Origin of the sequence: Bradyrhizobium sp. RDM12, assembly GCF_051917485.1 — a bacterium.
Taxonomy (GTDB): domain Bacteria; phylum Pseudomonadota; class Alphaproteobacteria; order Rhizobiales; family Xanthobacteraceae; genus Bradyrhizobium.
Window position 1 is genome coordinate 617,785 of the sequence record NZ_CM133064.1, and the last position, 19,848, is coordinate 637,632.

20 protein-coding genes are annotated in these 19,848 nt (G+C 63.7%); 13 read left to right on the forward strand and 7 right to left on the reverse strand.

All coding sequences use genetic code 11. The features are described from left to right. Nucleotides 1–30 precede the first annotated feature (30 nt). From ACTGJ9_RS02980 to ACTGJ9_RS02990, 3 genes are all read left to right on the forward strand, one after another. Entirely contained in the window at nucleotides 31–846 is an 816-nt protein-coding gene (locus ACTGJ9_RS02980) for an MBL fold metallo-hydrolase (RefSeq protein WP_456675859.1), read from the forward strand. Between the two features lie 65 nt (nucleotides 847–911). After that, the gene (locus tag ACTGJ9_RS02985) at nucleotides 912–1,433 is read left to right on the forward strand and encodes a hypothetical protein (RefSeq protein WP_456675860.1); all 522 of its coding nucleotides are present in this window, start codon (nucleotides 912–914) and stop codon (nucleotides 1,431–1,433) included. A 273-nt stretch (nucleotides 1,434–1,706) separates the two neighbouring features. Continuing rightward, on the forward strand, nucleotides 1,707–2,759 hold the full coding sequence (locus ACTGJ9_RS02990) for an amidohydrolase family protein (RefSeq protein WP_456675861.1): 1,053 nt from the start codon (nucleotides 1,707–1,709) through the stop codon (nucleotides 2,757–2,759). Between the two features lie 74 nt (nucleotides 2,760–2,833). Here the strand turns inward: ACTGJ9_RS02990 and ACTGJ9_RS02995 are convergent, their stop codons facing one another. From ACTGJ9_RS02995 to pcaB, 4 genes are all read right to left on the reverse strand, one after another. After that, nucleotides 2,834–3,289, reverse strand: coding sequence for a cupin domain-containing protein (locus ACTGJ9_RS02995; RefSeq protein WP_456675862.1), 456 nt, complete (start codon nucleotides 3,287–3,289; stop codon nucleotides 2,834–2,836). Nucleotides 3,290–3,669: 380 nt separating this feature from the next. Next, nucleotides 3,670–4,134, reverse strand: coding sequence for a hypothetical protein (locus ACTGJ9_RS03000; protein ID WP_456675863.1), 465 nt, complete (start codon nucleotides 4,132–4,134; stop codon nucleotides 3,670–3,672). A 96-nt stretch (nucleotides 4,135–4,230) separates the two neighbouring features. Beyond that, the gene (locus ACTGJ9_RS03005) at nucleotides 4,231–5,487 is read right to left on the reverse strand and encodes an aminopeptidase (RefSeq protein WP_456675864.1); all 1,257 of its coding nucleotides are present in this window, start codon (nucleotides 5,485–5,487) and stop codon (nucleotides 4,231–4,233) included. A 111-nt stretch (nucleotides 5,488–5,598) separates the two neighbouring features. Next, on the reverse strand, nucleotides 5,599–6,960 hold the full coding sequence (gene pcaB / locus ACTGJ9_RS03010) for a 3-carboxy-cis,cis-muconate cycloisomerase (protein WP_456675865.1): 1,362 nt from the start codon (nucleotides 6,958–6,960) through the stop codon (nucleotides 5,599–5,601). A gap of 277 nt (nucleotides 6,961–7,237) precedes the next feature. Here pcaB and ACTGJ9_RS03015 point away from each other — a divergent pair, with 277 nt between their 5' ends. Continuing rightward, nucleotides 7,238–8,797, forward strand: a complete 1,560-nt coding sequence (locus ACTGJ9_RS03015; protein WP_456675866.1) for a winged helix-turn-helix domain-containing tetratricopeptide repeat protein — start codon at nucleotides 7,238–7,240, stop codon at nucleotides 8,795–8,797. 267 nt (nucleotides 8,798–9,064) lie between these two features. On the opposite strand, the gene ACTGJ9_RS03020 is transcribed toward ACTGJ9_RS03015, so the two are convergent. Together ACTGJ9_RS03020 and mddA are read right to left on the reverse strand one after the other, a co-directional pair. Beyond that, nucleotides 9,065–9,487: a GFA family protein gene (locus tag ACTGJ9_RS03020; RefSeq protein ID WP_456675867.1), complete on the reverse strand. Its 423-nt coding sequence runs from the start codon at nucleotides 9,485–9,487 to the stop codon at nucleotides 9,065–9,067. 104 nt (nucleotides 9,488–9,591) lie between these two features. Further along, complete coding sequence (gene mddA / locus ACTGJ9_RS03025; protein WP_456675868.1) at nucleotides 9,592–10,380, reverse strand: methanethiol S-methyltransferase; 789 nt, start codon at nucleotides 10,378–10,380, stop codon at nucleotides 9,592–9,594. Nucleotides 10,381–10,514: 134 nt separating this feature from the next. Here mddA and ACTGJ9_RS03030 point away from each other — a divergent pair, with 134 nt between their 5' ends. The 7 genes from ACTGJ9_RS03030 to ACTGJ9_RS03060 all read left to right on the forward strand — a co-directional run bounded on the left by ACTGJ9_RS03030 (nucleotide 10,515) and on the right by ACTGJ9_RS03060 (nucleotide 17,946). Next, the gene (locus ACTGJ9_RS03030; RefSeq protein WP_456675869.1) at nucleotides 10,515–12,080 is read left to right on the forward strand and encodes a winged helix-turn-helix domain-containing protein; all 1,566 of its coding nucleotides are present in this window, start codon (nucleotides 10,515–10,517) and stop codon (nucleotides 12,078–12,080) included. A gap of 229 nt (nucleotides 12,081–12,309) precedes the next feature. Continuing rightward, the gene (locus ACTGJ9_RS03035) at nucleotides 12,310–13,860 is read left to right on the forward strand and encodes an ABC transporter substrate-binding protein (protein WP_456675870.1); all 1,551 of its coding nucleotides are present in this window, start codon (nucleotides 12,310–12,312) and stop codon (nucleotides 13,858–13,860) included. A 109-nt stretch (nucleotides 13,861–13,969) separates the two neighbouring features. Next, on the forward strand, nucleotides 13,970–14,941 hold the full coding sequence (locus ACTGJ9_RS03040) for an ABC transporter permease (protein WP_456675871.1): 972 nt from the start codon (nucleotides 13,970–13,972) through the stop codon (nucleotides 14,939–14,941). After that, nucleotides 14,938–15,777, forward strand: coding sequence for an ABC transporter permease (locus tag ACTGJ9_RS03045; RefSeq protein ID WP_456675872.1), 840 nt, complete (start codon nucleotides 14,938–14,940; stop codon nucleotides 15,775–15,777). The genes ACTGJ9_RS03040 and ACTGJ9_RS03045 overlap by 4 nt, the downstream gene beginning before the upstream one ends. Before the next feature lie 2 nt (nucleotides 15,778–15,779). Beyond that, a complete protein-coding gene (locus tag ACTGJ9_RS03050; RefSeq protein WP_456678429.1) occupies nucleotides 15,780–17,399 on the forward strand; it encodes an ABC transporter ATP-binding protein in 1,620 nt (539 codons plus the stop codon). 152 nt (nucleotides 17,400–17,551) lie between these two features. After that, a complete protein-coding gene (locus ACTGJ9_RS03055; protein ID WP_456678786.1) occupies nucleotides 17,552–17,740 on the forward strand; it encodes a hypothetical protein in 189 nt (62 codons plus the stop codon). Beyond that, nucleotides 17,737–17,946 carry a hypothetical protein gene (locus ACTGJ9_RS03060; protein ID WP_456675873.1) on the forward strand — a complete coding sequence of 70 codons (210 nt, stop codon included), beginning with the start codon at nucleotides 17,737–17,739 and terminating at the stop codon, nucleotides 17,944–17,946. The genes ACTGJ9_RS03055 and ACTGJ9_RS03060 overlap by 4 nt, the downstream gene beginning before the upstream one ends. A 3-nt stretch (nucleotides 17,947–17,949) precedes the next feature. On the opposite strand, the gene ACTGJ9_RS03065 is transcribed toward ACTGJ9_RS03060, so the two are convergent. Further along, a complete protein-coding gene (locus ACTGJ9_RS03065; RefSeq protein ID WP_456675874.1) occupies nucleotides 17,950–18,243 on the reverse strand; it encodes a hypothetical protein in 294 nt (97 codons plus the stop codon). 233 nt (nucleotides 18,244–18,476) lie between these two features. On the opposite strand from ACTGJ9_RS03065, the gene ACTGJ9_RS03070 reads away from it, so the two are divergent. Together ACTGJ9_RS03070 and ACTGJ9_RS03075 are read left to right on the forward strand one after the other, a co-directional pair. Beyond that, entirely contained in the window at nucleotides 18,477–18,797 is a 321-nt protein-coding gene (locus tag ACTGJ9_RS03070) for a hypothetical protein (RefSeq protein WP_456675875.1), read from the forward strand. A 225-nt stretch (nucleotides 18,798–19,022) separates the two neighbouring features. Then, the gene (locus tag ACTGJ9_RS03075) at nucleotides 19,023–19,748 is read left to right on the forward strand and encodes an outer membrane protein (protein ID WP_456675876.1); all 726 of its coding nucleotides are present in this window, start codon (nucleotides 19,023–19,025) and stop codon (nucleotides 19,746–19,748) included. Nucleotides 19,749–19,848 lie beyond the last annotated feature (100 nt).

Below are 19,848 nucleotides of genomic sequence, written 5' to 3' on the forward strand. Positions count from 1 at the left end.
ACTCTCCCGGAAGTCATCGGGGACGGATTCATGCGTCGACTGATTTCGGCGGCTCTCGCGTTGTTCGGCGCCTTCCTCTCACCTGCCCTCGCCCAGCAGCCACCTCGACGCAGCGAATGCCTGGCGATGGCGAATGCCGCGCCTCGCGCCATGCCGGCCGCCTTCCGGCAGGCGGCCGCCGCGGCCGAGGTCGAGATCACCTATGCCGGCCACTCCACCTATTTCATCGACACGCCGGGCGGGGTGCGCATCGCGACCGACTATAGCGGCGCATATCAGATCGGCCGGCTGCCCGATGTCGTCACCATGAACCGGGCGCACAGCACCCACTATTCTCTCAATCCCGACAAGCGCATTCCCCACGTGCTGCATGGCTGGGGCGAAGACGGCAAGCCCGCGGTCGTTTCGGAACGCATCGGCGACACCTTCATCCGCAATGTCACCACCGACATCCGCCGCTATTTCGGCGACGATTCCGGCACCGATATGATCCGCGACGGCAACTCGATCTTCATCTTCGAGGTCGCGGGCCTCTGCATCGGCCATCTCGGTCATCTCCACCACAAGCTTGACGAGAGCCATTTCGCCCAGATCGGGCGGCTCGACATCGTGATGGTGCCGATCGACGGCACCTACACTATGTCGCTCGACGGCGTCTCGGAGATCACCAAGCGCTTGCGCGCCTCCGTGGTGCTGCCGATGCACCGCTTCGCCACGCCGCTCGACGAGTTCATGCGCCTGATCGGGCAACAGTTCGAGATCGACCGGCGCACCGAGCGTTCGCTGCGGATCTCGCGGGATACGCTACCGACGACACCGACGGTGATCATCCTCGACGGGGTCTGACGCGCAATTTTCTCCAAGTCGGCTGTCGGCCGGTCGTGCTGATCTCCTTGCAGCAGGAGATCGACATGACCGAGTTTGCGAGATTGTTGCATGCGGACGGACCCAACCCCGAGCACGCAGGGGCGCTTCAGCTCTATGGCCGGTTCGTCGGTGATTGGGATGCCGAGATCACCGCCCACGGCGCCGATGGAACGAAGCACGGCGCACCCGGCGAGATTCATTTCGGCTGGGTGCTGGAGGGCCGCGCCGTCCAGGACGTCTGGATCATTCCCCGTTCGGCGGGTGCGCCGGCCTTCCCGGTCGGCGGCAATTGGTACGGCACGACGCTGCGGGTCTACGATCCCGCCATTTCCGCATGGCGGATTTCCTGGTTCGATCCCGGGCGCAGTGTGTTCCGTCAGCAGATCGGCCGACCTCGCGGAGAAGACATCGTGCAGGAAGGCACGACCGAATCCGGTGACCTGACCCGCTGGAGTTTTGTTGAAATCACCGAGAATTCCTTTCACTGGCTTGGTGAGGTCAGGCCAGTCGCCGCGGCGGATTGGCGGCTGGCGGTCGACGTCAGGGCGGCGCGGCGCAAAGCTTAGAGGGAATTCGATCTTGTTTGAAACGATCGGGCCGCGCACGCGGTGCAACCTCTCCCGCTTGCGGGGAGGTCGCGCCGAAGGCGCGGGTGGGGCTCTCTCCACATCGGGAGCGTCCCGTCGCGGAAGCACCCCCACCCCGGCCCTCCCCCCGCGAGCGGGAGAGGGAGCGCAGCTCCTCCGCGGCTGCCATGGTGCTCTGAGTAGGGCGCGCTGCCGCATGCGAGGACGAGGTGCTAGGCTCCCGCCACAAAAGACATGAGGGAGCGAACGTCGATGGCTGCAAGCGGTCTGCCTGCCAACACCAGCGGGCTATTCGTCGAGCCGCGCGAGGACTGGCTCGCGCAACATCAGGAAGAGATCATCGATCCCGAGCGGCCGATCGTCGATCCTCACCACCATCTCTGGAATCGCGGCCATCGCTATCTGATCGAGGAGATGGCCGCCGACATCGCCTCCGGCCACAACATCATCGCCACCGTCTATGTCGACTGCCGCTCGATGTATCGCGCGCATGGGCCCGAGGCGTTCCGCCCCGTGGGCGAGGTCGAGTTCGCCAACGGCGTCGCCGCGATGAGCGCGAGCGGTGGTTACGGCAACGCCGCTATCTGCGCCGGCATCGTCAGCCACGTCAACCTGCTGCTCGGCGACGCGGCCAAGCCCGTGCTGGAGGCGGAGATCGCTGCCGGTAACGGCCGCTTCCGCGGTATCCGGCATTCATCCGCCTGGGACGAGGACCCCGTTGTCGCCGGCATGTATGCGAACCGCCCGAAGGGATTGTTGCAGGACCCGACCTTCCGCAAGGGCTTTGCCTGCCTTGCACCCCTGAACCTCAGCTTCGATGCCTGGCTGTTTCATCCGCAGATCGGCGAGCTGACGGAATTGGCGCGCGCCTTTCCCGACACCAGAATCGTGCTCGACCATTGCGGCGGGCCGGCCGGGGTCGGCCGCTTTGCGGGACGACGCGAGGAGGTATTTCCGCAATGGCGCGCCTCGATCCAGGAGATAGCGAGGTGCGAGAACGTGGTGGTGAAGCTCGGCGGGCTCGCGATGTGCCTGCTCGGCTACGACTTCCATCTGCGCGCCAAGCCGCCGTCATCGGAGGAACTCGCCGCGGCGTGGAAACCTTATGTCGAAACCTGCATCGAGGCATTCGGCCCGAAGCGGGCGATGTTCGAAAGTAACTTCCCGCCGGACAAGGGCCAGTGCAGCTACCAGGTGATCTTCAACGCCTTCAAGCGCATCGCGGCCCCGTTGAGCGAGGCGGAGAAGACGGCGCTGTTCTCGCAGACGGGGACCGATGTCTACCGGCTCGAGCTGCCGTCATGACGCGAAAGAGGGGCCGGGATGTTGGTCCCGCCCCCTCTTCCGTGGTGGCCGCTGGGAAGCGTCCTTGAATAAGATCAGCCGGCACCCATGAGTGTCGCGGGACGGCGCTCGCCGGGCGACAGGAACATCCGCTTCAGCTTGTTGACGACGCGGATCATGAAGCCGATCACGGCCGGGTTGGTCTTGCGGCAGAAGGCGATCTTCTTGACGTGACCTTCGACATGCCATTTGGCATGCGCGCCATCGCGGAAGAAGACGACGTCGCCGACGCCGTAGCGCTTCGGCGGCATGCCGTCGCTTTCGAGCACGATCGATCCTTCCAGGATCATGATCGTCTCGTCGAAATCATAGTACCAGTTGAAGCGGCCTTCGGTGCAGGACCAGATGATGGTCGAGGAGGTGCCGTCGGAGCTGGTCGAGAGGATGTGCGAGCGCGAGACCGGGTTTCCTTCGATGATCCAGGCCGGCTCGATCGGCCGCAGCTCCAGATCCACGTCGCAACTACTAATTTCAATCAATGACCGCGACATCTGCGTCCCCAGGAGGTAGAATGTGATTGACCGGGCTCAATCCCGGCTTGTTTCGAATGATGTTGGGAACGCTAGTAGCCGGTTTTTAATTCTTTCTTACGCAGGCTCCGACAATCAGCCGCAAGTTGCAGGTGCGAGGCGGTTAGCGCAGCGATTTCCCTGCAAATTCGCGGACATGAACCGATCTTTTCCGGGGTGCGACAAATTGCGCGGAACGAGCTAGAAGGAGCCCATCGATGCCCCTGACCCCAGAGGTTCTGGCAGTTCAAGGCGAGGTCGTCGCCTGGCTCGGCAGCCTCGATGTCTCGTTCGCGCCGGACGAGGAGCCCTGGTTCACGATCGACGGCATCGAAAGCCCCCGGCAGGTCGGCAGCGACGGCTCAGGCGGCATCATCGTTCTGCTGCCGCAACAAAATGTGCTCTACGTCTCGTCGGAGGGACGCGCGGGCGTTGTCGCCGACAGCTTCGAGGCGTTCATCCAGCTCGTAGTCGCCCGCCCCTATTGGCTCGACATCCTCAAATTCTCCGCCGGCGGCGATCTCCAGGAAATGCGGCGCGCGGCGGATGCGCTCGAGGCGACACGCGACGACGAGGACGACCTCAACGAGGCGAGAGAGGAGATCCGCTCCGCGCTCGACCTGCCGGAGGCGAACGATCCGGTCGGCGCGCTCTACGAAGCCGTCACGGCTTCCGACGTCATCGTGCGGGCCACCGACGCTGTTCAACCGCTTCAGCATCGACAGCAACCCGATGCTGCGCGAGCCGGCGGCGTGAGACGTTTTGAAGAAACGAAAGTGCCAGCCTTCATGGTTCGAGACGCGCCGGAAGACGGCGCTCCTCACCATGAGGGTCTAGGACCTCACCACGAAACGTGCCCTCATCCTGAGGAGCCCGCCAGCGGCGGGCGTCTCGAAGGATGGACCGCAGCAAGGCAAGAGGCTTTACTTCGCCCACTCGCCCTTGCGGAACACCGGGACCTTGCTGCCGTCGGCCAGAATGCCGTCGATGTCGGTCTCGGCCGAGCCGATCATCCAGTCGATATGGATCAGGCTCTGATTGCCACCTTGCGCGGCGATCTGCTGCGGCGTGAGTTGCGCGCCGTTGACGAAGCACTTTGAGTAGCACTGGCCGAGCGCGATGTGGGACGCAGCATTTTCGTCGAACAGCGTGTTGTAGAACAACAACCCGCTCTGCGAGATCGGCGAGGAATGCGGGACCAGCGCCACTTCACCGAGACGGCGTGCGCCCTCGTCGGTGTCGAGCACCTTGTTCAGCACCTCCGCGCCGCGCGAGGCCTTGGCGTCGACGATCCTGCCGTCCTCGAAGCGCACCGCGATGTTGTCGATCAGCGTGCCTTGGTAGGACAGCGGTTTCGAGCTCACGACATGGCCATAGACACGCCGGCAATGCGGCGTGGTGAAGACCTCTTCGGTCGGAATGTTGGCGTTGCAGCTGATGCCGTTCTTGGAGAGCGAGGCACCGCCCTCCCATTCATGGCCATCAGCCAAGCCGATGGTAAGGTCGGTGCCCGGCCCTGAATATTGCAGCGCGCGGAAGCGCTGGCCGTTGAGCCAGTTGGTGCGCTCGCGCAGCACCGCATTGTGGCTCGCCCAATTGGCCGTGGCGTCTTCGCGATCGACGCGGGACGCCGCGAAGATCGCGTCCGCGAGCTTGCCGACCGCGACGTCTTCGGGATCGTTCGGAAACACCTGCTTCGCCCAGGACGGGCTCGGATAGGCAATGATGTTCCAGTTGGTATCGAAATTGACGATCTTTTCCAGCGCCGGCTGATACGCCATGGAATTGGCCTTGCTGGCGCGCGCGACCTTGGAAGCATCTTCCCCCGACAGCAGCATCGGATTGTCGCCGACGATCGCAAGACGCGCGGTGTTGTTCGAGAACGCCTTCGCCATACCCTCGTAGAGCCAGTTGGCGGCGCGATCAAAGCTGTTGTCGTGGCCGTGGCGATAGCGCGCCAGCGTCATCTCCTCGTCGGAGAGGATCGGCGTCACGATCCCGGCGCCTGCCTTGTAGGCGTGCGCAGCGATGCGGCGAACCAGCGGCAGCGCGATCGCCGGCGCCGTCAGGAGAAGGTCCTGTCCCGGCCGCAAGCCCAGCCCCACCTTCACCGCCACCTCGGCCAGCCGGTCGAGTTTCACGGGATCGATGGAAGTGGCGGAATTGCGTTGATCGGTCATGCCGGGTCCTCTGTCGGAATCTCTCGTTCAATCTAAGTCTAGCATCGCAAGACACAAGTGTGCGAGCGTCTTGCGAGACGTGAAGATACGGAGTTTCACGCAGTTTGGTTTTCAGCGCGTTGCCGATTTCAGCACCCGATCGACCATGGCAGGCGCAAGACCGAGGTAATTTTTCGGTGAAGTGAGAGCCTCGATGGTCGCGCGATCGATCTGGGCCGCGACGCGCGGATCGACCGCCAGCGCGTCGGCGAGGCTGATGGCCTTCTCGTTGGCGAGCCGGCAGGCGTCATAGACCACGTCGTGCGCATCCTGCCGCCCGATCCGAGGCGCCAGTCCCATCATCACCGCTTCCGCCACAATCAGACCTCGACTAAGGGCGAGGTTGTCGTTCATCTTTGCCTCGTCCACGATCAGGCCGGCGAGCGCGAACTTCGCCTGGTGCAGGGAGCCTGCGGTCAGAACGAAGCTTTCGGGGATCGCCATCCATTCGGCGTGCCATGGACCCGTGGCGCGCTCGAAATCCTGCACCATCGCATCCAGCATCAACCCGGCGTGCTGACGTACAGCCTTGGATGCGGCGAGCATCAGCTCCGAGGAGATCGGGTTGCGTTTCTGCGGCATGGTCGAGGAGGCACCGCGCCCCTTGACGAAGGGCTCGTAGACCTCGGCGAACTCGGTCGACGCCATGATCATGATATCGAGCGCGATCTTGCCGAGCGAGCCGGTGACGAGCGCGAGAAAGTTCACGGCCTCGGCAAAGCCGTCACGTGCGACATGCCAGGTCGAGGCGGGTACGCCGAGCTTCAGCTCGGCGCAGAGCGCCTCCTGCACCTCAAACCCCTTGTCGCCGAGCGAGGCCAGCGTGCCGGCGGCGCCCGCAACCTGCCCGACCAGGACGCGCGGCCTCAATTGCTCAAGACGCTCGGCGTGGCGGTCGAACATCGCGAGCCAGATCGCGGTCTTGTAGCCAAACGTCACCGGCAGCGCCTGCTGGAGATGGGTGCGGCCGGCCATCGGCGTGTCGCGATGACGCCTGGAGAGATCGGCCAGGATTTTTCGCAGCTCGGCGATATCGCGTTCGACGATCTCGAGCCCCGCGCGCAATTGCAGCACCACGGCGGTGTCCATGATGTCCTGCGTGGTCGCACCCCAATGCACGTAGCGGCCGGCCTCGCCGCATTGCTTCACCATCTGATGCACCAAAGGCAGGATCGGATAGCCGACGATGTCGGTCTCCTGCCGCAGCAGATCGAAGTCGAGCGCCGTGACATCGGTCCGCGCCGCGATCTCGTCGGCGGCAGCTTGCGGGATCACACCGCATCGTGCCTCCGCCTTCGCGAGCGCCACCTCGACCTCGGCATAGCGCGCGACCAGCGCGACGTCGGAAAACACGGCGCGCATTGCAGGCGTGCCGAAGGCATCGCGAAACAGCACGGAATCGAGCACGGTGGTCGAGGCGGGAAAGGCGGGCATGGGCGTTTCTTTGCGGCTGGTTTGCTTTGTGTGGAGACAGCTTACGCGGGATATCCAGCGCAGCAATGAACATTCACTGTTGGACAGACCGCCAATGTCGTTCCGGCAGCCATGGCGTTACATTCTATTTTAAATTGCATTCGTCCCCGTAAAGGGCATGGCAGCCATGTGGCGTCGCGGTGAACCGGATCGACTCTCTGGCGCACTCACAGACATCAACGAAATCCATTTTGATTTCATCATTGTCTGATGTCGTTGTGAGGCCTGAGTTTTCGACGTGCAGTTTCTGTTCCAGGACCACCTTCTCGATACCGACCGGCGCGAGCTGAGCCGCGAGCAGGTTCCGGTGTCCGTGGAGCCGCAGGTGTTCGACCTCGTCGTCCACCTCATGGAAAACCGCGATCGGGTGGTCAGCAAGGACGAGCTGATCGACAAGATCTGGCACGGCCGCAGCGTCTCCGAATCCACACTCACCAGCCGGATCAATGCCGCACGCAAGGCAATCGGCGACAGCGGCGCGAACCAGACGCTGATCCGCACCATCGCGCGCAAGGGCTTTCGCTTCGTCGGCGATGTCGAGACCAAGTCCGCCGCGACAGCGCTGGAACCGCGCCGCAGCGTCACAACGTCGCACACTATGCCTGCACTGCCTGAGCGCCCCGCGATCGCAGTGCTGCCGTTCACCAATATGAGCGGCGACCGCGAGCAGGACTATTTTTCCGACGGCATCAGCGAAGACATCATCACCGCCTTGTCAAAACTGCGCTGGTTCTTCGTCATCGCGCGCAACTCCTCCTTTGTCTACAAGGGCCGGGCCGTGCATCTCCACGAGATCGCGCGCGAGCTCGGCGTGCGCTACGTGCTCGAAGGCAGCGTGCGGCGAAGCGGCGATCGCGTGCGCATCTCCGCCCAGCTCAACGACGTCTCCACCGGCGGCCATCTCTGGGCCGAGCGCTACGACCGCGAGCTAGCCGACATCTTTGCGGTGCAGGACGAGATCACCGAAGCCATCGTCGCCGCGATCGAGCCGCAGCTCTACGCGGCCGAAAATTTTCGCGCGCAACAGAAGCCGCCGGGCAGTCTCGATGCCTGGGACTTCGTGATGCGCGCGCTGTCGCATTACTGGCACATCACGCGCGAGGACAATGCATCGGCGCAGGCGCTGCTGGAGCAGGCGATCGCCATCGACCCCGCCTATGGCAAGGCGCTGGGCCTGCTCGCCACCAGCCACATCTTTGGTGCACATATGGGCTGGGCCGATATGGCCGCGACTGTCCCGGTCGCCGAACGCGCAGCACTTGCTGCGGTGGAAGCCGACCGCGACGATGCCTGGGCCCATCACGGGCTCGCCTATACTTATCTGTTCCGGCGTCGCTTCGACGACGCGCTGGCGGAATTCGAGCTGACCCTGACGCTCAATCCGAATTTCGCGATGGCCCACGCCTTCTACGGCGTCACGCTGTGCTACGCCGGACGGTGGCAGGATGGCGATGCCGCCGCTCGCCGCGCGCTGCAGCTCAGCCCGCGCGACCCGCTCGCGGCGATCTATTGCGGCGTTGCCGGCTACGCCCAGTTCATCGGCGGCAATTACGAAGACGCCATGCAGATGGCGCGGGAATCGATGCGGCAGCGGTCCGATTTCGTCGGCGCACATCGCGTGCTCACGGCGGCCGCCGGCATGTCCGGCGATCCAGCACTTGCCGCGTCCGCGCTGGAAGGATTGCGACGCACCCAGCCCGGCATCTCGCTCGCCTGGATCACGCGGGAACTGCCGATGCTGCGCGAACAGGACCGCGCGCATTATCTCGAAGGATTTCGGCGCGCGGGGATGAGGTAACGAAGATCGCTCTCTCCCCGCGAGTGGCAGGGCAATCGGATATGGCATTTTTGCTCGACAGAGTGCGCGCCTCGTCCTTCGAGACGACCGCTTCGCGGTCTCCTCAGGATGAGGCTAAGCGGCATCGGTGCTCGTCAAAACTACGGCCGCGCGCTCAGTCCTCATCCTGAGGGCCCGCCAACGGCGGGCGTCTCGAAGGATGGCCACAAGGGAATCGCTTCCATGTGCGATAGCCCTGCCGCGAGTGGGGAGAGGGAAGTCTATATTTTACTCCTGCATCATCTCGCCGCTGCCGCCGAACTCGGCGGGAAAATCCTTCAGCTTGGGCAGGCCGTCGCGCATTGGCAGCACCGTCTCGGAATAATTGACGTGGACGCCGGGGGTGAAGGCGAGTGTCGGGATGGTGGCGGTGAAGACGTCGATCAAATCGAGCGGCGGGTGATTGGTCATGAGATGACCGCCGCACTTGCTGCAATATTTGCGCTGGCTGAGCGGCGTCTTGGCGAAGGTCTCGACATTTTGTGCGCCTTCGGTGATGCGCACGGCTTCAGGCTTCCATAGGCTGAAGGCGTTCACCGGTCCGCCCGACCACGAGCGGCAGGAACGGCAATGGCAATAGCCCATCGCCGCTGGTTCGCCCGTGACCTCGATCGTGACCGCGCCGCAGAAGCAGTGTCCGACATGTTTCATTGGTTGTCTCCTGAGATGGAAATAGGGATTGAAATCCTTAGATTATAGATGAGGTCTTGTCGCGCGTCCTCCGATTGGCGGACGCGCGACGGAACATGCGACAGCTAGACTGACCGGCGCCAGGGAATAAGCATCGAGACCCGTTGTTTGTACTGCCGGTAGTCGTCGCCGAAGAGATCGACGAGATCGTGCTCCTCCAGCGCGATGCCGACAAAGATGTAGGCGGTGGTCACAGCCGCGAACAGCAGATGGCCTGCGGTCATGGTCGGTGCCGCCCAGAAGGCGACGATGAAGCCAAGATAGATCGGATGGCGGACGAATTTGTAGAGCAGCGGGGTCTTGAACCGCGGCGGCGCGGCCTCCTTCCCGACGAGATGGTTGGTCACCTGATGCAATCCGAACAGTTCAAAATGATTGATGATGAAGGTCGAGATGAACACCAGCACCCAGCCCGCGAACGACAGCGTGACCAGCGTCACGGCAAGGTCCGGATCGGCGACGTCCCATATGACCGACGGCAACGGGCGCCATTGCCAGAACAGGAGCAGCAATGACAGACTCGCGAACAGCACGTAGGTCGAGCGCTCGACCGGCTTGGGGACGAATTGCGTCCACCACGCCTTGAAGCGCTGGCGCGCCATCACGCTGTGTTGAACGGCGAACAGCGTCATCAGCAGCAGATTGATGATCACAGCTTCGGCCGTCGGCGTGTCAGGGCCGGTGTCGATGGTCTTCGGCAACACCAGCCCCATCACAAAGCCGATGGCGTAGACAATCGTAACGAAAAACACGAGATACGCCGCAATTCCGTAAAGAAAGGCGATGAACCTGAAAGCTCTCGAGCCCGAAACGTCGGGGCGCAGGGAATGAACCTGATGATCAATTTGGGTCATAAACAGCTCCGTTGTGCCAAAACATCGGCACTTCATTGGTGGCTGCACCATGCCGCATCGGACGCGCCCTGACTTTCGCGGACGGTTGATTTTCGCCTGAGACGACTTTGATTTTTGCTTGAGACAATAGAAACGTGCGATTCCTCTTTGAAAACAACGTGCTCGACGGCAACCTGCGCGAACTGACCTGCGCCGGGACGGCCGTGCCGCTGCAGCCGCAGGTGTTCGATCTCCTGCTTTACCTCGTGGCGGAGCGCGCCCGCGTCGTCAGCAAGGATGACCTGATCAGCGAGATCTGGAGCGACCGCATCGTCTCGGATTCCGCGCTGAACAGCCGGATCAATGCCGCGCGCAAGGCACTCGGCGACGACGGGGCGACGCAGCGGCTGATCAAGACGATTCCGCGCAAGGGCTTTCGTTTCGTCGGCGAAGTCCGGGAAGAACCGGCAGCCAAGGCCGTTCCGCCCAAGCCCGTGCCGGCCGAAGTCCAACCGGGTTCCCCGCGCGTCGCGACCGACCGTCCGGGCGTCGCGGTACTCGCCTTCGAGAACATGAGCGGCGATCCCGCCCAGGAATATTTCGGGGACGGGATCAGCGAGGATATCCTCACCGCGCTATCCAAACAGCGCTGGTTCATCGTGATCGCCCGCAACTCGTCCTTCACCTATAAGGGGCGCGCGGTCCACATCAGGCAGATCGCCGAGGAGCTGGGCGTCCGCTACATCGTCGAGGGCAGCGTGCGCAAGGTTGAGAACCGCGTGCGCATCACCGCCCAGCTCAACGACGCCACCACCGGCGGTCACCTCTGGGCCGAGCGCTACGACCGCGAGCTGGTCGACGTCTTCGCCGTGCAGGACGAGATCACCGAGCGGATCGTCGCGGCGATCGAGCCGCAGATCCACGCCGCGGAGAATTTTCGCACGCATCGCAAGCCGCCATCGAGCCTGGATGCCTGGGACCTGTTGATGCAGGCGTTGTCGCATTACTGGCGGATCACGCCGCAGGACCACGCCGCGGCGCAGAAGCTGCTCGAGCGCGCAATCGCGATCGACCCGGATTATGGCCAGGCGCTGGCGGTGCTGGCGGCAAGCTACATGTTCGGCGTGCATCTGGGCTGGGCCGAGCTCGCCACGACGGCGCCGATCGCGGAGAACGCCGCGCTCGCGGCAATGCGCTACGACCATGAGAATGCCTGGGCCCATGCCGCGCTCGGCAGCGTCTGCTTCTCGACCAGCCGGCTTGCAGACGCGCTATCCGAGTTCGAGCAGGCGCTCGCGCTCAATCCGAACTTCTCGCTGGCACAGGGCTATTACGCGCTGGCGCTGTCCTATGCCGGGCGCCCCGGGGATTCGTTCGAGGCGGCGCAAAAGGCCATCAGGCTCTCGCCGCGCGATCCGTCGCTGGCGATCTATTACGGCATCGCCGGCTATGCGCGCTTCACCGAGCGGCAGTATGAGGATGCCATCGCGCACGCGCGCGAAGCGATCCGCCATCGCGGCGATCTCACCGGCGCCTATCGCGTGCTCGCCGTGTCCGCCGGCATGACCGGCGACGGTGCGCTTGCGGATATGGCGCTCGGCGAGTTGCGCCGCACCCAGCCCAATATCTCACTGGATTGGATCGCAACGCAGCTGCCGTGGGCCAATGACGCGGACCGCGAGCACTATCTGGAAGGATTTCGGCGCGCAGGGCTGAGATGATTACGGTCACGCGCCCGACATCGGCGGCGTGACGAGGCAATGACTCAAGTGAAAACAGGACGCGCTGTACATTTTTTGTGCGAACACTGTCGAGACTTTCATCTTGCGGCGCGGATTGGGACTATGTGAGCTTCGACGGTGGATGGGGACTGGGATCGGCCGGCCGTCGCTTCGCGCACGAGGACGTTGCGAAGCGTTTACGGCTGGTCTCGCTTGAGAAAGATACGGCATGTCGAAACGAGTGTTGCTTGGACTGCTCCTGGCCTGCGGCCTCACGGCCTCGGCGCTGGCGCAGGAGCCGAAAATGGGGGGAACCATCAATGCGGTGATTCAGCCCGAGCCACCGGGCCTGATGCTTGCGATGATCCAGAACGGTCCGACCCAGATGGTATCGGGCAACATCTTCGAGGGCCTGCTGCGCTACAGCCCCAAGCTCGAGCCGCTTCCGGAGCTCGCCGAGAGCTGGAGCGTCAGCGAGGACGCCAAGACCTACACCTTCAAGCTCCGGAAGGGCGTCACCTGGCATGACGGCAAGCCCTTCACCGCGGCCGACGTGCTGTTCTCGGTCGAGATGCTGAAGCAGACCCATGCGCGTGCCCGCAACAACCTCGCGCAGGTCGACAAGGTCGAGGCGCCCGATGATTACACTGTCGTCTTCACGCTGAAGCAGCCGTTCGGCCCGTTCCTCGGCATTTTCGAGGTCGGATCGATGCCGATGGTGCCCAAACATCTCTATGACGGCACCGATTGGAAGACCAATCCCTACAACAACGCGCCGGTCGGCACCGGCCCCTTCATGTTCAAGGAATGGCAGAAGGGCTCGTTCATCCGGCTGGTCAAGAACCCGAACTATTACGAGAAGGGCAAGCCCTATATCGACGAGATCTACTGGCAGATCATCCCCGACGCCGCCGCGCGCTCGGTCGCCTATGAGACCGGCAAGGTCGACGTGCTGCCCGGCGGCTCGGTCGAGAATTTCGACGTGCCGCGGCTGTCCAAGCTGAAGGACACTTGCGTCACCGGTGCGGGCTGGGAGTTCTTCTCGCCGCTGGCCTGGCTGTGGCTGAACAACCGCCAGGGACCGCTGGCCGACAAGCGGATACGGCAGGCGATCATGTATGCGATCGACCGCGACTTCGCCAAGGACGTGATCTGGAACGGGCTCGGCAAGGTCGCAACCGGTCCCTCGGCCTCGACCATCAAGTACTACACCGACGATGTGCCGAAATATCCCTACGATCCGGCCAAGGCGAAAGCGCTGCTGAAGGAAGCCGGCTACAAGGGCGAGAAGATCCGCATGCTGCCGCTCGCCTATGGCGAGACCTGGCAGCGCTGGGGCGAAGCCGTGAAGCAGAACCTCATGGACATCGGCATGAACATCGAGACGATCTCGACCGACGTTGCCGGCGGCAACCAGAAGATCGGCGACTGGGATTACGACATCGCCTTCACCTATCTCTACCAGTACGGCGATCCCGCACTCGGTGTCGGCCGCAACTACGTCTCCAGCGCCATCGCCAAGGGCCAGGTGTTCAACAATGTCGAGGGCTACTCCAACCCCGAGATCGACAAGCTGTTCGCCGACGGCGCGGTGGCAACGCCCGACACCAAGCGCAAGGAGATCTACGAGAAGGCGCAGAAGATCCTGGTCGAGGACGTGCCGGTGGCCTGGATGCTGGAGCTGCAATTCCCGACCATCACGCGCTGCAAGGTCAAGAACCTGATCACCACCGGGATCGGCGTCAATGACGGCTTCAAGGACGCATGGCTCGACAAGTGAGTTGTGATTCTCGGCCGAGCGGCCAAGACGGTGCACCTTTCCCGCAGGCGGGAGAGGGGGCGCACCGCCGTCGCGGTGGCACTCAAGTCAAACAAGCGTCACTCTAGCTATGCTCTCTTTCGTCGCTCAGCGCGTCGCGAAGGGCGTGATCGTCCTGCTCGCGATCGTCGTCCTCAATTTTTTCCTGATCCGGCTTGCGCCCGGCGACCCCGCGGTCGTGATGGCGGGCGAGGCCGGAGCGAGCGATCAGGTCTTCGTCCAGCAGCTCCGGGAAAAGTTCGGCCTGGACAAGCCGCTGCCCGAGCAGCTCTTCATCTACGTCAAGGGCATCGCCACCCTCGACCTCGGCTTCTCCTTCCGCCAGCAGGCGCCAGTGTCGAAGCTGATCCTGGAGCGGTTGCCGGCAACGCTGTTGTTGACGCTGACCGCGTTCGCAATATCGCTTGCGCTTGGCGTTCTGTTCGGCACCTTCGCCGCCCGCTTCGCCGGAACCTTCCTCGACACCGCCATCACCATCTTCGCGCTGATCTTCTACGCGATGCCGATCTTCTGGGTGGCGCTGATGGGAATCCTGCTGTTCTCGGTCACGGTCGACTGGCTGCCGAGCTTCGGTTACGAGACGGTCGGCGCCAACCTCACCGGCCTTGCCCATGGTGTCGACGTCGCAAAGCACCTGATCATGCCGGCGATGACGCTCGGCCTGTTCTTCATGGCGACCTACACCCGCATGACGCGTGCCTCGATGCTGGAGGTGAAGCGGCTCGATTTCGTCAAGACCGCGCGCGCCAAGGGCCTCTCCGACGCCGTGATCCAGCGCCGCCACGTGCTGCGCAACGCGCTCCTTCCTGTCGTCACGCTCGCCGGCGTCCATGCCGGCACGCTGATCGGCGGCGCCGTCATCACCGAGACCGTGTTCGCCTGGCCCGGCATCGGGCGTCTGATGTACGACGCGCTGCTGCAGCGCGACTACAATCTGTTGCTCGGCGTGTTCGTGACCTGCTCGGTCATGGTGCTGATCTTCAATCTCATCACCGACCTCGTCTATCGTCTGGTCGACCCACGCATCGAATTCGCCGCATGAAACAATTCTGGAAATCGATGCTGAAGAGCCCGAGCGGCGTCATCGGGCTCGTCATCCTTCTGCTCGCGATCTCGGTTGCGGTGTTCGGGCCGTTGTTGTTCCCGAACTCGCCCTGGCGCATGGTGCAGCGGCCGTTCCTGCCGCCGTTCACGCTCTCGACCGTACCGCTCGGCACCGACGCGCTCGGCCGCGACGTACTCGCCGGCATGATCTTTGGCGCACGCGTCTCGCTGCTGGTCGGCCTCGTCTCGACGCTGGTCGCGCTCGTCGTCGGCGTGCCGATCGGCGCGATGGCCGGCTATTTCGGCGGCAAGGTCGACGACGCGCTGATGCGCTTCACCGAGTTCTTCCAGACCATTCCGAGCTTCGCGCTCGCGATCGTGCTGGTGGCAATCCTGCAGCCGTCGATCTACTCGATCGTGGCCTCGATCGCCGTGGTGAGTTGGCCGCCTGTCGCGCGCCTCGTCCGCGGCGAGGTGCTGTCGCTGCGCACGCGCGAATACGTCCAGGCCGCCGTGGTCACCGGACAGAGTAACACCTGGATCATCCTGCGCGAGATTCTGCCCAACGCGCTGTCGCCGGTGATCGTGCTGGCCTCGCTGATGGTGGCGACCGCAATCCTCCTGGAATCCTCGCTGTCCTTCCTTGGCCTCGGCGACCCCAATCTGATCTCCTGGGGCTATATGGTCGGCGCCGGCCGCACCGTGATCCGCCAGGCCTGGTGGATCACGGTGTTTCCCGGCGTCGCGATCCTGATCTCCGTGCTCGGGCTCAACCTGATCGGCGAAGGGCTCAACGACGCGCTCAATCCGCGCCTGTCGCGGGAAGGACGCTGATGATGACCGCCCCGCCCGCCGTCTCGATCAGGAACTTGCGGATCGCGTTGCCCAAGGGCGCCGAGCGGCCTTTCGCGGTCGACGGCGTGTCGCTCGATTTGCACCCCGGCAAGATCGTCTGCGTCGTCGGCGAATCCGGCTCCGGCAAATCGATGTGCGCGCACGCGCTGATGGGGCTGCTGCCGGACACGGTGAGCGTCACCTCCGGCGAGATCCTGTTCGAAGGCCGCGACCTGCTCAAGCTCGATGACGACCGCTGGCGCGACCTGCGCGGCCGTCGTGTCGCGATGATCTTCCAGGAGCCGATGACCGCGCTCAATCCATTGATGCGGATCGGCGACCAGATGGCGGAGATGTTCGAGGCCCACGGCCTGCTCACGCCCAGGGAGCGGCGCGCGAAGGCGCTGTCGCTGGCGCGCGAGGTCGGCCTGCCCGATCCCGAACGCATCGTGCGCGCCTATCCGCACCAGCTCTCCGGCGGTCAGCGCCAACGCGCCATGATCGCGATGGCGCTCGCGCTCGAACCGGCCGTCCTGGTCGCCGACGAGCCGACCACCGCGCTCGACGTCACCACGCAGGCGCAGATCCTGAAGCTGATCCGCAATCTCCAGCGCAACCGCAACATGGCGGTGATGTTCATCACCCATGACTTTGGTGTCGTCGCCGACATCGCCGACCAGGTCGTGGTGCTCCGCCATGGCAAGGTCGTGGAGGAAGGGCCCGCCGCGAGCGTCTTCAACGAACCGCAGCACGATTACACCAAGGCACTGCTCGCCGCCGTGCCGTCGATGCATCCGCCGGCGCGCGCGCCCGTCGACGATCACGCCAGAGCCGTCGAGGTGATCGGGCTGGACAAGACCTATGTCACCTCGGGCGGCTGGTTTCGCGATGACCGTCGCGTCGACGCCGCACGCGCGGTCAACTTCGACATCCTCAAGGGCGAGACGCTCGGCCTCGTCGGCGAATCCGGCTCCGGCAAATCGTCCGTGGCGCGATTGGTGATGCGGCTGATCGAGGCCGACCGCGGCACGATGCAGATCGGCGACACCGATCTCACGCAACTCTCCGGCAGCGCGCTGCGCACCGAGCGCCATCGCATCCAGATGATCTTTCAGGATCCGTTCGCTTCACTCAACCCGCGCCGCAAGATCGGCCACATCATCGCCGACGGCCCGATCGCGGCCGGCACCGATCGGAAGGTCGCATTCGACCGCGCCCGCGATCTCCTGAAGATGGTCGGCTTGGATGCCGGCGCGCTCGAGCGCTATCCGCATGAATTTTCCGGCGGCCAGCGCCAGCGCATCGGTATCGCGCGCGCGCTCGCGCTCGAGCCCGAAATCATTGTCGCCGACGAGGCCGTCTCCGCGCTTGACGTCTCCGTGCAGGCGCAGGTGCTGAGGCTGCTCGAGGACCTCAAGGCCCGCCTTGGACTCTCGATGCTGTTCATCACCCACGATCTGCGCGTCGCCGCCCAAATCTGCGACCGTATCGCGGTGATGCAGCGCGGCGCCATTGTCGAACTGAAGCCAACCGCGCAGCTCTTCGCCGCGCCGGAACATCCCTACACACGCGAGCTGCTCGCGGCTGTGCCGGGGCAGACGGAACGTGCGCCGGCAGCGTGAGGTTCCGTTTCGGTATCCAGGTCCGCCCTAGGAACGGAGCGGTCACGGGCTTTTTATCCCGTGTGACCGTGTGCACGGCGGCAAAGCCGCCGCTGGCACCCCACATGCGAATGGAATGATTGCCATCATCTGATGGTGGATTGAGGATCTATTTGGAGGCCGATGATATGGGTCAGGTTGTTCAGTTTATCTCGAAATCCGAGCGCGAGCGCATTCGCCTCATCCAGGAGGCCCGCGCGATCTACGACAGCATTTTCCCGCCGGCCGATCCAAGCGGCGAGCGGCACGACGCGGCGGCGATCAGCCGTGCGGCACGCGGCGACGTGGGAAATCTGGCGTGATCAGGATCATCGCAGTGCTCTGCAGTCTCTCGTCTCCGGGAAATTGCCACGAACAGACCGTCACCACGTCGGACTTCGCTGAGGTCTCGATGCAGTCCTGCATGATGGGCGCGCCCCAGCTAGCCGAATGGATGAACCAGCATCCAGCCGAGCGGCTGGCGGGATGGCGCTGCGAGATGGGTCAGCAGGGCGGCCGGGGAGCTTAGGCTCTATCGCATCGGCGGGTTCGTGTTGCTCCAGGTCGGGACTGCGTTGGTGACGCCGACCGACGGCCAATTATATGTTCCGACCGAGGGCGCCGTCACTGTTCCAACGGACGGACCGGATGTCCCGTAATATGTCCTCGGCTGCGCCGCAGTCGCTCCGGCGCCGCTATTGGTCGGCGCCATCACGCCCGTGGAATAATGTCGGCTCGACCTGTGCTTCTTCGCTTCAGCCGCAAACGGCGCGGCAAGCAGTCCAGTCGTGATGAGTGTGGCAATGACGAGTCTGATCGTTGTCATGACTGATTCCTTCATTCGCTGCGGGCCTGTTGCGCCATATGTTCATTCATCAAAGAATTCCCACAGACCCCCGTTCATAACTCCGTGTGCGCGGAAACGAGCCGGAGCGCCATGACACCGCACAAGCAGCGCCGCTTGGGCCGGCGCGCCGTACTACGACCATGGCTGCCTCCGGATGGACCCGAATCAGCATTAGTGCATTGGCTTCGGCAGCTCTCCCGAATGCGATGAACATGACCGGCCCAGAACTGAAGCAACTCCGCGCCGACCTCTCCGACGCCATCGAGCGCAAGCTCGCCGCGGCCGACATGGCGAAGCTGTGTGCCTTGCCCGAGAAAGGCGGTGCCGACACGATCCGGCGCTGGGAGGTGAGCGGGCCGACGCCGGCCGCAACCAAGGTGCTGCGCGTGCTCGCGATGGCGAGCGAGCGCTATCCGATCTTGGAGAAGTTCGACATTTTCGATCGCCACGACGTGCGCGTGGAAGACCGGCCAGCGAAGCGCGCGGCCTTTCGCGCGCAGATGCGCGACGAGGTGCTGCGGCGTCTTGGTTAACGAGACGCGCGCGCAGGTTACCGGACGGCTCTCGGATTAAGCCTTCCTTCACCCCTTCTTAAGCCGGCATTAATCACGAAAATCATTTAGCGCCCAATAAGTTAGGCTGGGCGCCGCTGTGCCATGCATGTGACAGCATTTTCGTCAAAAGCGAGCTATCTGCAAAACCGACGACGGCGCGGACAGAGGGCGCCTGCCGGGGACCTTAGTGTTGGAGTTAGGACTATGAAGAAGATTCTGTTTGCGACTGTTGCGCTGCTCGCATTGAGCGCGGCTGCACCGGCCCTCGGTGCCGATCTCGGCGCCCGCCCCTATTACAACAAGGCTGCGCCGGCCTATGCCGCGCCGATCTACAACTGGACCGGCTTCTATATCGGCGGGCATATCGGCGGCGCGTTCTCCAGCGACAACAATTTCAACGGCCTCTCCACCGGCAACAACGGCAACGGCCGTTTCCTCGGTGGTCTGCAGGGTGGTGCAGACTGGCAGTTCAACCCGAACTGGGTGATCGGTGCCGAAGCTCAGTATTCCTGGCTTTCCGGCAATGTCGGCGCAGTGTTTCCGGGCGGCGTGGCCTACACCAACGACCAGCGCGGCCTCGGCTCGATCACCGGCCGCGTCGGCTACACCTGGGGCCCGGGCCTGCTCTACGTGAAGGGCGGCTACGCCTATTCGGACAATAACGAGAAGGTGACGATTGGCGGCGTGCCGACCGGCTTCATCATCGCCGGCGACCACCGCAACGGCTACACCGTCGGCGCCGGCCTCGAGTACATGTTCGCGCCGAACTGGTCGGCCAAGGCCGAGTACCAGTACTACAATTTCGGCGACGCGCACTTCACCGCAGGTCCGCTGGTCGGCACCGGCAACTTCACCACCGACGACCACACCATCAAGGCCGGCCTCAACTACCGCTTCAACTGGGCGAGCCCGATGGTCGCGCGCTACTGATCTCGCCTTCCAAAACCTGCTTCGCTATCGAGGGCCGGCAGCACTGCCGGCCCTTTCTTTTTCGCTCTGCGGAACTGCCAAGCAATTGTGCAACTTGCGA

Bases quoted from the DNA above. Each gene is read 5' to 3' on its own strand.
- ACTGJ9_RS02980 (WP_456675859.1), top strand. From the start codon at position 31: ATGCGTCGACTGATTTCGGCGGCTCTCGCGTTGTTCGGCGCCTTCCTC.
- ACTGJ9_RS02985 (WP_456675860.1), top strand. From the start codon at position 912: ATGACCGAGTTTGCGAGATTGTTGCATGCGGACGGACCCAACCCCGAG.
- ACTGJ9_RS02990 (WP_456675861.1), top strand. From the start codon at position 1,707: ATGGCTGCAAGCGGTCTGCCTGCCAACACCAGCGGGCTATTCGTCGAG.
- ACTGJ9_RS02995 (WP_456675862.1), bottom strand. From the start codon at position 3,289: ATGTCGCGGTCATTGATTGAAATTAGTAGTTGCGACGTGGATCTGGAG.
- ACTGJ9_RS03000 (WP_456675863.1), bottom strand. From the start codon at position 4,134: ATGGTGAGGAGCGCCGTCTTCCGGCGCGTCTCGAACCATGAAGGCTGG.
- ACTGJ9_RS03005 (WP_456675864.1), bottom strand. From the start codon at position 5,487: ATGACCGATCAACGCAATTCCGCCACTTCCATCGATCCCGTGAAACTC.
- pcaB (WP_456675865.1), bottom strand. From the start codon at position 6,960: ATGCCCGCCTTTCCCGCCTCGACCACCGTGCTCGATTCCGTGCTGTTT.
- ACTGJ9_RS03020 (WP_456675867.1), bottom strand. From the start codon at position 9,487: ATGAAACATGTCGGACACTGCTTCTGCGGCGCGGTCACGATCGAGGTC.
- mddA (WP_456675868.1), bottom strand. From the start codon at position 10,380: ATGACCCAAATTGATCATCAGGTTCATTCCCTGCGCCCCGACGTTTCG.
- ACTGJ9_RS03035 (WP_456675870.1), top strand. From the start codon at position 12,310: ATGTCGAAACGAGTGTTGCTTGGACTGCTCCTGGCCTGCGGCCTCACG.
- ACTGJ9_RS03040 (WP_456675871.1), top strand. From the start codon at position 13,970: ATGCTCTCTTTCGTCGCTCAGCGCGTCGCGAAGGGCGTGATCGTCCTG.
- ACTGJ9_RS03045 (WP_456675872.1), top strand. From the start codon at position 14,938: ATGAAACAATTCTGGAAATCGATGCTGAAGAGCCCGAGCGGCGTCATC.
- ACTGJ9_RS03050 (WP_456678429.1), top strand. From the start codon at position 15,780: ATGACCGCCCCGCCCGCCGTCTCGATCAGGAACTTGCGGATCGCGTTG.
- ACTGJ9_RS03065 (WP_456675874.1), bottom strand. From the start codon at position 18,243: ATGACAACGATCAGACTCGTCATTGCCACACTCATCACGACTGGACTG.
- ACTGJ9_RS03070 (WP_456675875.1), top strand. From the start codon at position 18,477: ATGACCGGCCCAGAACTGAAGCAACTCCGCGCCGACCTCTCCGACGCC.
- ACTGJ9_RS03075 (WP_456675876.1), top strand. From the start codon at position 19,023: ATGAAGAAGATTCTGTTTGCGACTGTTGCGCTGCTCGCATTGAGCGCG.